11 protein-coding genes are annotated in these 12424 nt (G+C 41.8%); 1 reads left to right on the plus strand and 10 read right to left on the minus strand.

Features of this window, described 5'->3' with window-relative positions; genetic code table 11:
- The 10 genes from fmt to FZC76_RS01820 form a co-directional block, all read right to left on the minus strand.
- On the minus strand, positions 1-948 hold the full coding sequence (gene fmt, locus FZC76_RS01775; RefSeq protein WP_148986555.1) for a methionyl-tRNA formyltransferase: 948 nt from the start codon (positions 946-948) through the stop codon (positions 1-3).
- Positions 949-953: 5 nt separating this feature from the next.
- The gene (def, locus tag FZC76_RS01780; RefSeq protein ID WP_148986556.1) at positions 954-1433 is read right to left on the minus strand and encodes a peptide deformylase; all 480 of its coding nucleotides are present in this window, start codon (positions 1431-1433) and stop codon (positions 954-956) included.
- Between the two features lie 18 nt (positions 1434-1451).
- The gene (priA, locus tag FZC76_RS01785) at positions 1452-3863 is read right to left on the minus strand and encodes a primosomal protein N' (RefSeq protein ID WP_148986557.1); all 2412 of its coding nucleotides are present in this window, start codon (positions 3861-3863) and stop codon (positions 1452-1454) included.
- Complete coding sequence (gene coaBC, locus FZC76_RS01790; protein WP_148986558.1) at positions 3860-5065, minus strand: bifunctional phosphopantothenoylcysteine decarboxylase/phosphopantothenate--cysteine ligase CoaBC; 1206 nt, start codon at positions 5063-5065, stop codon at positions 3860-3862. Before coaBC ends, priA begins: the two co-directional genes overlap by 4 nt.
- Before the next feature lie 115 nt (positions 5066-5180).
- Positions 5181-5489, minus strand: coding sequence for a hypothetical protein (locus FZC76_RS01795; protein ID WP_148986559.1), 309 nt, complete (start codon positions 5487-5489; stop codon positions 5181-5183).
- 60 nt (positions 5490-5549) lie between these two features.
- Complete coding sequence (rpoZ, locus tag FZC76_RS01800) at positions 5550-5783, minus strand: DNA-directed RNA polymerase subunit omega (protein WP_060665844.1); 234 nt, start codon at positions 5781-5783, stop codon at positions 5550-5552.
- Between the two features lies 1 nt (position 5784).
- Positions 5785-6399, minus strand: coding sequence for a guanylate kinase (gene gmk / locus FZC76_RS01805; protein WP_060665843.1), 615 nt, complete (start codon positions 6397-6399; stop codon positions 5785-5787).
- A 15-nt stretch (positions 6400-6414) separates the two neighbouring features.
- Positions 6415-6678 (minus strand): extracellular matrix/biofilm regulator RemA, encoded by a 264-nt coding sequence (gene remA, locus FZC76_RS01810; RefSeq protein WP_010193107.1) that lies wholly within the window; start codon positions 6676-6678, stop codon positions 6415-6417.
- 60 nt (positions 6679-6738) lie between these two features.
- Positions 6739-7614 carry a YicC/YloC family endoribonuclease gene (locus FZC76_RS01815; protein ID WP_148986560.1) on the minus strand — a complete coding sequence of 292 codons (876 nt, stop codon included), beginning with the start codon at positions 7612-7614 and terminating at the stop codon, positions 6739-6741.
- A gap of 193 nt (positions 7615-7807) precedes the next feature.
- Positions 7808-10495, minus strand: coding sequence for a calcium-translocating P-type ATPase, SERCA-type (locus FZC76_RS01820; protein WP_148986561.1), 2688 nt, complete (start codon positions 10493-10495; stop codon positions 7808-7810).
- Positions 10496-10654: 159 nt separating this feature from the next.
- On the opposite strand from FZC76_RS01820, the gene FZC76_RS01825 reads away from it, so the two are divergent.
- Positions 10655-12358 (plus strand): Rqc2 family fibronectin-binding protein, encoded by a 1704-nt coding sequence (locus FZC76_RS01825; protein ID WP_148986562.1) that lies wholly within the window; start codon positions 10655-10657, stop codon positions 12356-12358.
- The last annotated feature ends 66 nt before the right edge of the window (positions 12359-12424 follow it).

Below are 12424 nucleotides of genomic sequence, written 5' to 3' on the forward strand. Positions count from 1 at the left end.
TTAGTCTCCTAGCTTTGTGCCTTCTGATAAAGAAGCTCCTGCGCCGTTCAAATATTGCGTTCCAGTCATTCTCTTCTTACCAGCCAGCTGCAAGTCTGTTATTTTTATCCCAGTTGAATTGCCTGTTTTGACGATGAATCCATCATCCTCGATCCCAATGATGGTCCCAGGTATAGCATCTTTAGCAGTTTCGCTTTTCTCTCCCCACCAAACTTTCATCACTTGGCCATCCATTGTTGTATACGCAACCGGCCATGGATGCAAGCCTCGAATATGGTTATAGATCTGCTCACCATCCATCGTCCAGTCAATTTTTTCCTGTTCCCGCTTGATGTTGGATGCGAATGTTGCTTCTTCATGATTTTGGACTTCCGCTTGTAGCTTTTGATCAAAAAGTTGCGGAAGCGTTTCAGAGAGAAGTTTAGATCCAGCCACACTTAGTTTATCATGCAAGGTACCGACATGGTCACGCTCTTCGATATTCACTTCCACCTGTGTCAGCATATCACCGGCATCCAATTTTTCTACCATATACATAATAGTAACACCTGTTTTTTCATGACCCTGGATGATAGAGTAATGAATTGGTGCTCCGCCTCGCAATTTTGGCAGCAAGGAAGCATGGACATTAATACAACCATATTTAGGTGCATCAAGCAGGGGCTTAGGTAAAATCTGCCCAAAAGCTGCCGTTACAATCAAATCCGGCTCTAAGGAAGTGATTTTTTCATACTCCACAGCTTCTTTAATTTTTTCTGGTTGATAAACTGGGATGTTATGTTTTTCTGCCTCAACTTTTACCGGGGGTGGTGTTAACACCTTTTTTCTGCCTTTCGGACGGTCAGGCTGGGTTACTACTGCAATTACTTCATATCCATCCTGGATAATTTGCTGCAAGACTGGTACCGCAAAATCCGGCGTGCCCATAAATACAATTTTCTTCTTCATTTCTATCACCCTTCTACTTCCAACTCATCTGGTTCAAAATACCTTAACACTTTAGATGTGAACAATACACCGTTTAAATGGTCAATCTCATGTTGTATAGCACGGGCAAGAAAACCTCGCGCCTCCAGCTCGTACCATTTTCCTTTACGGTTCTGAGCGCGTACCTTCACATAATCGGCACGATTCACTTCTCCGTACAAGTCAGGAAAGCTTAAGCAGCCTTCAGGTCCGACCTGTTCTCCTTCTTCTTCTATAATTTCAGGGTTGATCAGTTCTATCTTCCCATGTTTATCATCAATATCTACAATAGCAATTCTTTTTGCGATACCGATTTGCGGTGCTGCCAGCCCGACACCGTCTGCCTCGAGCATCGTATCATACATATTGTTCAGGAGCCGAATCAACCTTTTATCAAAAAGAGTAACCGACTCACAGTTTTGCTCCAGAACCGGAGCTGGGTACTTCACAATATCTAATATAGCCAATCTTAATTCCTCCATCTGTTACATAAGCATATATGGATTTAGATCTATATGAACTGCTAATTTATCTTGATCCATTTGTGTTTGATATTTTTCTATTACTGTTTTCAGTGCTGCGTGCAAATTTGGTTCTCGTTTATATTTAATGATGCATTGATACCTGTAGCGGTCTTTAATCCTCGCAATAGGAGAAGCAACCGGTCCAAGTATAACAGCCTCATTGGATAATTGCATGTTTAAAAAATGGGTAATTTTTTCTGTCACAGTGACTACTTTGGTTAATTCCTGGTGTGTCACGGTAACTAGCGCCAAATAGTAAAATGGCGGATATTGATGCAGTTTTCTAATTTGCATTTCTTTTTGGTAAAATTCCAAGTAGTTGTGTGTGCCAGCAAGCTCCACACTGTAATGTTCCGGGCTGTACGTCTGGACCACTACTTCTCCGGCCAGTTCGTGTCTGCCAGCTCTTCCGCTAACCTGTGTGAGAAGCTGGAAAGTTTTTTCAGAAGAACGGAAATCAGGAACGTTTAGCATCGTATCTGCTGTCAATACTCCAACAAGGGTTACAAGCGGAAAATCAAGTCCTTTGGCAATCATTTGCGTACCAAGGAGAATATCTGCCTTCCGGTCACCAAATTGTTGGAGAAGCTTTTCATGGGAGCCCTTCCTGCTCGTCGTATCAACGTCCATTCTTATTACCCTTGCTTGTGGAAGAAGTTTTGTTAGTTCTTCCTCGACTTTTTGGGTTCCTGTTCCAAAGAAACGGAAATGTTCACTGTCGCATGATGGACAAGTAGAACGGACAGGTTCTTCGTAACCACAATAATGACATTTCATTTGGTTGCTGCTTCGGTGATAAGTCAATGAGATGTCACAATGGGGACAATCCACCACATATCCACAGTCTCGACACATTACAAAAGAAGAATAACCCCTTTTATTTAAAAATAAAACGGATTGTTCGCCTTTTTCCAATCTAGACTGGAGTTTTTCGAGAAGGCTTCTCGAAAACATTGACCGGTTCCCATCTCGCAATTCCTCTCTCATGTCGACAATCTCGACTACCGGCATTCCTTGTTCACTCATTCTCTTGTCCATCGTCAGAAGTTTATACACCCCTTTGGATGCACGGGCGAAGGTTTCAAGTGTGGGGGTGGCACTGCCAAGAACAACAGGGCATTGGTGATATCTGCCCCTTTCTAAAGCAATATCGCGGGCATGATAACGCGGGGTGTCCTCTTGTTTATAGCTTGTTTCATGTTCTTCATCTATGATGATGATGCCTACATTTTCAAAAGGAGCAAAGATAGCGGACCTGGCACCTACTACAACCTTGACTTCCTTTCGGTGTATTTTTCTCCATTCATCATATTTCTCTCCCATTCCAAGACCGCTGTGCATAACAGCCACGTCGGAACCGAACCTTGATTTGAAGCGGTTGACCATTTGCGGAGTCAAGGCAATCTCTGGGACAAGAACAATTGCTTCTTTTCCTTGCTTAAGTACAGCATCCACAGCTTGCATATAGACTTCTGTTTTACCGCTCCCTGTGACACCGAACATGACAAACGCTTCATGCGTATGTTGCTCAATAGAATTTAGAATAGGAATGATAGCTTCTTGTTGTTGTTGTGTTAAGGGTAGCGCTTGAGACTTTTCAAATTCCCTGTTTTCATATGGATCTCTGTATATTTCTTCATCATTTTCTGAGAGGATACCAAGTTTTACTAATGCATGAATCGCACTTGTCCCAATCTGCAACTCTTCTAACAGCGTTTTTTTGTCGATGACCTTATCTTTATTTTCTAAGAAAAAGTCTAATAACTTGTGCTGAGCAGCTGCTCGAGCAGAAATTTCCCCTTTTGCTTCTTTTAGAGATTCTTCTGAAGCATGCAGCCGAATTACTTTTCTCGTTTTCTTGGAAAGTCTATCTTTCACTTCGTAATATACTTCTAAAACATCCTCTTCCATCAAATGTTTGATTGTTTTAAAGTGACTGGTTCCTGCCACCTCTTCAAATTTCACGCGATTGGATGTGTGAAAGAGTGGTTGAAGCTCTGAAGGGACTCCCTCTATTTTTCTGGCAATTAGCCATTTTTCATATTTCGCCTTTAATGCAGCTGGTAACATTGCTTGGTAAGCTGAAATAGTAAAACATAGAGTATGGTCTCTAAGCCAGTCTGCCAGTTGCATAAGTTCTGTTGTCAGGATAGGCTGAATATCTATCAACGATGTGATCGGACGTGTTTTAGGTACGGTGGTACTATCTTTCACTTCTACGACAAAGCCTTGGATCTGCCTTGGACCAAAAGGTACATTCACCCTCATTCCAGGTTGTATGAACCCATTCCATTTTGCAGGAATCTCATAATCAAAGGCTCTATCCGTTTGTTTGGCAGGAACATCAACGATCACACTAGCATAATAGGTCATCGTTTTTCCTCAAGTGTTGTTGCGACTTCCTCAAGCAGTGCATAAGCCACATCCTGTTTAGTCATCATCGGCAGAGAAATGCTTGTGCCATCTTTTTTATAGATGGTTACTAAATTCGTATCTGTTCCAAAGCCAGCACCTGAAATTGTTACATTGTTTGCTACTACGTAATCCAAGTTTTTCTTTGCAAGCTTACCTTTGGCATATTCCTCTACATTATTAGTTTCAGCTGCAAACCCTACCAGCACCTGGTGTTCTTTTCTTTCACCTAATGTTTTGAGGATGTCTTTCGTCCGCTCCAACTCCAGAACGCTGTCCCCGTCCTGCTTTTTCATTTTAATGTCGGAAACAAATTTAGGACGATAGTCTGCAACGGCAGCTGACTTTATGACAATATCCGTTTGTTCATAATGAGCCATCACTGCGTTAAACATTTCTTCAGCAGATTCCACTCGGATTGTATTTACATTCGGAGGATCAGGAAGGTTTGTCGGTCCTGATACCAAGATAACTTCTGCACCTAAACTAGCTGCAGCTTCCGCAATGGCATAACCCATCTTGCCTGTTGAACGGTTAGTGAAAAAGCGTACCGGGTCCACTTTTTCAATAGTCGGGCCAGCTGTGACAAGAATCCGTTTTCCTGTTAGCGTCAACTCGTCATGTTTTTGAAAAAACCGCTTCAGTCCTTCGACAATGGTTTCAGGTTCTTCCAATCTACCCTTCCCTACATAACCACACGCCAAAAAACCTTCTCCCGGTTCAATGAATCGATACCCGAAAGACACAAGGCGCTCCATGTTTTGCTTAACTGCAGGATGATCATACATATGTACATTCATAGCTGGTGCAATCCATACAGGGGCCGTACTTGCCAATAAAGTTGTCGTAATCATATCATCCGCTAAACCGTTCGCAAGCTTCCCGATTACATTTGCGGTCGCCGGTGCAACAAGCACTACATCTGCCCAGTCTGCTAGGTCAATATGAGAAATAACGGCAGGATTCTTTTCTTCAAATGTATCTGTGAATACTTCGTTTCTTGATAATGCTTGAAAAGACAACGGTGTAACAAACTTGCAAGCAGACTGGCTCATGATTACCTTTACTTCCGCACCTTGCTGGACCAGTTTACTTGTTAAAGCGACTGCTTTATAGACAGCTATACCACCTGTTACACACAATAGGATTTTTTTATTTTTCATTTCACAACCCCCGTCATGTACTAGAAATTCCACTTTCCCCCGTTTATCCTCTTTCTCCTTAAAGCACTTACCTCATTAAGAAAAACCGTGCAAAATCCGCCCGGTCCATTTTATTTTAAAATTTTTGCGGGTTGGTTAATCGCCGCTGTTCCTTTCCGCTAATGGCTTCGCTTTCCACGGGGCGACCTTGAGCCTCCTCGGCAAGCCTGCGGGGTCTCAACATTGCCGCTTCTTCCCCGTAGGAGTCTTCGCCATTAGCTCCAATCCACAGCTCGAAGTTACTTGAACTAAAGGCTACTTCATTTCCAGGTAACTCGGTCAGGAGCCTTTCATAAACCCTTAGGTAAATGAAGTCATCTCGTTGATTGGAGTGAAAGGCGCGCAGACGCCCGCAGGCAAGCGAAGCGCCTGGAACGGAAATCAACCGTACAATCCACTTTCTTTCTTTTTAAAAAAATAACAACCTATTTCTAGGTTGTTATCTTTACTTGTGATTTAGGATGCCTTCGCTTCTTTCAGCAGTTTTAATTGTCTTGGCAGATAATAAGCCTGCGTCAATCTCTTCAAGGGCTTTCCCAACAAATTTGTGAGAAACCGTTTTTTCGATCATTTGATCGTTTACTTGTTGCAATTCACGAGCGCGACGTGCAGAAACAGTTACGAGCGTATATTTTGAATCTAATTTTTGCATTAGTGAATCAATAGATGGGTATAGCATATTATTCAGCCTCCAGCATTTGCTTATATTTTTCACGCAATCTTGTACGTTTACAATGTTCCGCCTGTACAATTGCTTGTATTCTGTCACAAGCAAGGTCCACTTGATCATTTTCCACCACATAGTCATAAGCGTCCATCATTTCAATTTCTTCTTTGGCAACTGTCATGCGGTTGTTGATTAAGTCTTCTGTTTCAGTACCTCTTGTCGTGATTCGGTTCTTTAGTTCAGATAGGCTTGGCGGCATCAGGAAGATGAATACACCTTCAGGGAATTTGCTCTTAACTTGAATGGCACCTTGAACTTCTATTTCAAGGAAAACATCCTTGCCTTCAGCTAAACATTGTTCTACATAATCAACAGGAGTACCGTAGTAGTTTCCAACATACTCTGCCCACTCGATAAATTTATCTTCTTCTATTAACTGTTCAAATACTTCTCTAGACTTGAAGAAATAATCCGTTCCGTCCACTTCTCCCTCACGCGGGTTACGAGTCGTCATAGAAATGGAATAATGCAAACTAACATCTTCTTTTGAAAATAATGCTTTTCTTACTGTTCCTTTTCCAACCCCGGAAGGTCCGGAAAGAACAATCAATAATCCTCTATCTCTCATTATATTTACAAATACCTACCCTTCATCAGACATATCATCTTTATTTACCAGGCGTTGTGCCACGGTTTCCGGTTGCACTGCCGATAAGATAACATGATCGCTATCCATTATTAGTACTGCTCTTGTGCGTCTTCCATAAGTTGCATCTATTAACATACCCTGATCTCTTGCATCTTGGATGATCCGTTTAATAGGAGCAGATTCAGGACTAACAATAGATATGATACGATTTGCTGATACGATATTACCAAAGCCAATATTAATCAACTTTATGCTCATGGTTCCCACCTCTTGTTACAAACTCTATTCTAACCGTGTTCAATGGTTAGTAATCAACGATTATTCAATGTTTTGCACCTGTTCTTTAATTTTTTCCAGGCAAGCTTTCATCTCGACTACCAGATTCGCAATATTTGCGTTGTTTGCCTTGGAACCGATGGTATTTACTTCCCTGTTCAATTCCTGGACAAGGAAATCCAACTTCCTGCCTACCGGCCCTGTGGAATGAAGGGATTGGGTAAATTGACCAAGGTGGCTGTTAATTCTTTTCAATTCTTCATTAATGTCAGCCTTATCAGCAAAAATTGCGGCTTCTGCCAGTATACGTTGTTCATCAATCTGGGAACCTAAATATTCCTTCAGCTTTTTTTCCAAACGCAACCGATACGCTTCCACAACTGTCGGACATAATTCTGCAAGCTGCTCCGACATCGTTCCGATAAAGTTTAAATGAGTGATAATATCCTTTTTCAACTGATCGCCCTCAGCAGAACGCATAGCAACCAATTGCTTGGATGCTGAATGGATTTGCTCGAGCAACAATTCTCCTATTGCTTCCATTCCTGTTTGTGTTTCCATAATCGTAAACACATTTTCTAATTTTAGTATATCATTAATCTCAATGGAACCGGAAATTTGGTATCTATCTTTTACCTTATGTATAGAATCTATGTATGCCGAAAGAAGCTCCCAATCCACATTCAAATGTTTATCTTGAGTGTCTTGGCCCTCAATCGTTATGAACATTTCTATTCTTCCCCTTTGCAAATAAGAGCTAACGACTTTTTTCATCGTCTCTTCCATTGCTAGGAACTGCTTAGGCATCCGGATATTAATCTCACAAAAGCGATGGTTGACAGATTTCATCTCGACAAGAATCTGATAAGGTCCTTGAGTTGCTTCTGCCCGCCCAAAGCCTGTCATACTTTTCACCATAGTATACTCACGTCCGTTCTTAAGTATAGAAAAAGAGCCGGAAAACTGGCTATTGTTGATGCTAAGCAACCACTATATTAGCATTGTTTCCCCTAATTTGAAAGCTATTTTTATAGAAAATTAAGCGGGTAATTGATTGATGGGGAAAAAAGAAGAAAAGGCAATAGAGTTCACCTCTACTACCTTGAATTAATTATACCATATTCTTTTTTGCTTTTCCTGTGAAAAGAGTACCCACTAACAAAAAGGTCGGTAACGATGCCATCCCCATAATCAATAACCACTCTTTAGGTGCCAGTGCCACTGTATGGAAAATACCTTGTAAAGGTGGATAGTAGATAACGATAAGCATCAAGACAATACTAGAAATTACTGCTCCGACAAGGTACATGTTCTGAAACGGGTTTCGATGGAAAATAGATCTATCACTTCGGCAATCAAACACATGGATCAGTTGAGCCATGACAAGGGTTGCAAATGCGACGGTTTGTGCATAAATGAGATTATCTGGATGTTGTTTGTACACAATCATAAATGCAAGCAAGGTGGCAAGTCCAATTAAAAAGCCACGCGATACTATTTTCCACCAAAGACCTCTGGCAAAAACGCCTTCCCTTGGATGCCTTGGTTTACGCTTCATGACGTCCCCTTCTGCCTGATCAAGGCCAAGCGCCATTGCAGGCAAACCGTCTGTTACAAGGTTCACCCACAAAATCTGGATTGGAACAAGCGGTAACGGCAACGCCAATAACATCGCAAACAGCATGACAAGTATTTCCCCGACATTTGAAGCCAACAAATATCGGATGAACTTCCTGATGTTCTCATAAATGTTTCGGCCTTCTTTTATAGCAGATTTTATAGTGGCAAAATTGTCATCCAATAGGACTAGGGAGCTTGCTTCCTTCGCAACATCCGTACCGGTAATACCCATCGCAATTCCAATGTCAGAGGCTTTTATCGCTGGAGCATCATTTACTCCATCTCCTGTCATGGCGACAATATGTCCCTTTTTCTGAAGAGCTTTTACAATGGATAGTTTATGCTGTGGGGACACTCTGGCAAACACATACACATCATCCACGATGTCTTCTAATTCTTCCTGGCTCATCTTCTGAAGAGTTTTTCCTTCTAGTACCTTTCCACCCATGGGAAGAATGCCAATTTCAGCTGCAATCGCTTTTGCTGTGACGATGTGATCACCTGTGATCATCACTGTCCTGATTCCTGCTTCTTTACATTCACGAACAGCCTGTTTTACTTCTGGGCGAGGAGGATCAATCATCCCTTGCAGTCCGATAAAGACAAGATCTTTTTCTATCTCTCTTTCATGCATGCCATCATGAAAATTAGAAATTGGCTTGAAGGCCACCGCAATATTCCTTAGTGCCTGTGATGCCAGTTTATGAACCATATCTTTTACAATCTCTTCGTATTTGGATGAAAACAGTTCCCGCTTTCCTTCCCATAATAACGAATCACTTACGTTGGTTATCACATCCGGTGCACCCTTTGTGATGACAAACAGCTTTCCTTGCTTATCTTTTACTACAACACTCATCATCTTTCGTTCTGAGTCAAACGGATATTCTTTTACTAGCTGGAATTCAGTTAGTAAACCTTCACGAGTAAAACCTGCTTTCATGGCTGCAACCGCAAGGGCTCCTTCCGTTGGGTCCCCATCAAGAATATATTGGTTTTTTTTCTGGATTATACTAGCGTGATTACATAACAGACCGAATGTCAGCAGTTGATGTAGTGATTTATTCTTACTTGCGCTATCTGCACCATCTGTTAGGAATTCCCCTTTTGGTTCATAGCCATTGCCCGTTACATTCCAAGTGGTCCCACCAGACCACACATGGGTCACGGTCATTTTGTTCTGAGTTAGTGTCCCTGTCTTGTCAGAACAAATGACAGAAGCACAACCGAGCGTTTCAACAGCAGGTAGCTTTCTGACAATCGATTTCTTTTTGATCATGCGCTGAACGCCAAGTGAAAGGGCTACGGTTACAATTGCCGGCAAGCCTTCCGGAATGGCTGCAACCGCTAAAGAGACACCAGCCAAAAACATTTCATACAGACTATGGCCTTGAAGAACACCCACCAAGACTACAAGCATTGTTAGTATTAAAGCAACCGTAATTAAAATCTTTCCAAGCTGCTCCAGTTTACGTTGCAGTGGTGTAATGGTTGTCTCTGCAGTCTGTAATAGGTCCGCGATTTGTCCCATGGCAGTATTCATACCTGTAGCAACTACGACACCAACACCCGTTCCACGAGTTACAAGTGTCCCCATAAAGGCCATGTTTTCCTGATCACCAATGGAGATGTCTGAGCCGTGCACAGGTTTATCACTTTTGACCGAAGGCACTGATTCCCCCGTCAATGCTGACTCCTCAATCTCTAATGAACTGGCCTGTACAATTCGAAGGTCTGCCCCGATACGGTCTCCGCTTCCGAATTTGATAATATCCCCTACCACTATTTCTCTTGAGGCCACTTTCCGCCATTCTTTTTCTCTAAGCACGGTTACTTGTGGTGCCGAGAGCTCTTTTAATGCCTGCAAGGACTTTTCTGCTTTTCGCTCCTGAAAAAAGCCTAAAAATGCATTGATGATCACAATGGCAATGATGGCAACTGCATCGATGTATTCCCCAAGCAAACCTGAGATCAATGTTGCAGCAAGCAACACCACTACCATGAAATCTTTGAACTGCTCTAAAAACACTAAAAAGGCGTTCGGTCTCTCCGCCTCTTGAAGTTCATTCGTCCCGTACTGCAACAGACGATTTTTTGCTTCTGATTCACTTAATCCAGCTTCTAAATCGGAATTGATCTGTTCTTCGACTTCTTCTGCTCTCATTTCATGCCATTTCATCTGTTCCACCTCACAACCTTTGCACAAAATCTATCTAACAAAGTCTATTCGGACTCGTCCAAAAAAATGATATACTTTTTGGGTGTTATCAAGATTGTTAAGATATAATGATAAAAGAGAAATCTTTTAGGTTTAGAACAAGAAGGGAAGTTTACATATATGAGTTTCGACGGTATTTTTACATACGCCATGACTGCAGAGTTGAAGGATAAGCTAGAAAGCGGGAGAATTACAAAGATTTATCAGCCCTATAAAAATGAGCTTATCTTAACCATCCGCTCCGGAAGAACCAATCATAAGCTACTGATCAGTGCGCATCCTAGCTATGCAAGAATGCACCTGACAGAAGAATCCTATGAAAATCCATCTGAGCCGCCGATGTTTTGCATGTTGCTAAGAAAGCATTTAGAAGGCTCTATCATTACACAAATTCACCAAATTGATATGGACCGTATCATCGTCTTTGATGTAAAAGCACGAAATGAAATTGGGGATGTTTCTTACAAGCAACTAATAGTAGAAATTATGGGACGTCATTCCAACATCATCTTTGTGGATAAAGAAAAACAGATGATTTTGGATAGCATCAAACATGTACCGATGGCACAAAACAGACACCGCAGCCTGACACCGGGTCAGACCTATGTGCTGCCTCCATCACAAGACAAACTTAATCCACTCGAAGCTACCGAAGAAACGGTTCAAAGAAAACTTGATTTTATTGGAGGTAGGCTCGATAAGCAGCTAGTAAATACATTTGCAGGGGTTTCCCCTATTTTCGCAAAAGAAACTGTTCACAGGGCCGGCCTTGTCAATAGGGACACGCTTCCGAAGAGCTTTATGGCGTTAGTGGAAAAAATAAAGGCTGGGGACCTCTCCCCTCAAATCATTACGGATGGTAACAAAGAGGTTTTTTACTTACTTGATTTGGAACACATTAAAGGAGAAAGCAAATACTTCTCCACACTGAGCGAAACGCTTGATCGCTTCTACTTCGGTAAAGCATCGAGAGATAGAGTCAAACAGCAAGCAAATGATTTGGAACGATTTATTACAAATGAAATTCAAAAAAATGAAAAGAAAATTGTGAAGCTAGAGAAAACTCTTGATGACGCAAGAGACGCGGAAAAATATCAATTATATGGCGAACTTTTGACCGCCAACCTATATCAGATTTCAAGAGGAGATACAGAAGTAACTGTCGTGAATTATTACGATGAGAACGCCGGAACCATCACCATCGCATTGGACCCGCAGCGTTCCCCATCAAGCAATGCACAGCGCTACTTTAGCAAATATCAAAAAGCTAAAAACTCATTAGCTATCGTGCAGGAACAAATTGAGAAGGCAAAGGCCGAAATTCAGTATTTTGATATGCTAAACCAACAAGTGGAAACCGCCTCTCCAAAAGATATCCAAGAAATCCGTGAGGAACTGATGGAAGAAGGCTATTTGCGTATGAAGCAAAAGCGTAAAAAAGTTAAACCGCAAAAGCCTGTACTAGAAACCTACCTAGCTACCGACGGCACAGAAATTCTTGTCGGGAAGAACAACAAACAAAACGATCATCTGACCAACCGGGTTGCACGACGTGACGATATATGGCTGCATACAAAGGACATCCCTGGGTCTCATGTTGTCATTAGAAGTGATGAGCCAACTGAAGATACCATCAAAGAAGCAGCTACCATTGCAGCATACTTCAGTAAAGCGCGCCATTCCGGTTCCGTTCCTGTTGATTTCACTAAAGTGAGACATGTGAAAAAACCGTCCGGCTCCAAACCGGGATTTGTCATATACGAACAACAACAGACCATTTATGTGACTCCTGATGAGGAAATGATTATTGGGTTGAGGAAATAAGGAAGAGCACCTGTATTAATTTTAGGCCACTGAAAAAGTCTTTCAATTTAGATATTGTATAGACAC

This window comes from Sutcliffiella horikoshii (assembly GCF_008180725.1).
In the GTDB taxonomy this organism is placed as follows: Bacteria; Bacillota; Bacilli; order Bacillales; family Bacillaceae_I; genus Sutcliffiella_A; species Sutcliffiella_A horikoshii_B.

Coding starts and splice junctions, on each gene's coding strand:
- gmk (WP_060665843.1), bottom strand. CDS start 6,399: ATGAGAGATAGAGGATTATTGATTGTTCTTTCCGGACCTTCCGGGGTT.
- fmt (WP_148986555.1), bottom strand. CDS start 948: ATGAAGAAGAAAATTGTATTTATGGGCACGCCGGATTTTGCGGTACCA.
- priA (WP_148986557.1), bottom strand. CDS start 3,863: ATGACCTATTATGCTAGTGTGATCGTTGATGTTCCTGCCAAACAAACG.
- remA (WP_010193107.1), bottom strand. CDS start 6,678: ATGAGCATAAAGTTGATTAATATTGGCTTTGGTAATATCGTATCAGCA.
- FZC76_RS01825 (WP_148986562.1), top strand. CDS start 10,655: ATGAGTTTCGACGGTATTTTTACATACGCCATGACTGCAGAGTTGAAG.
- FZC76_RS01815 (WP_148986560.1), bottom strand. CDS start 7,614: ATGGTGAAAAGTATGACAGGCTTTGGGCGGGCAGAAGCAACTCAAGGA.
- FZC76_RS01820 (WP_148986561.1), bottom strand. CDS start 10,495: ATGAAATGGCATGAAATGAGAGCAGAAGAAGTCGAAGAACAGATCAAT.
- rpoZ (WP_060665844.1), bottom strand. CDS start 5,783: ATGCTATACCCATCTATTGATTCACTAATGCAAAAATTAGATTCAAAA.
- coaBC (WP_148986558.1), bottom strand. CDS start 5,065: ATGAAAAATAAAAAAATCCTATTGTGTGTAACAGGTGGTATAGCTGTC.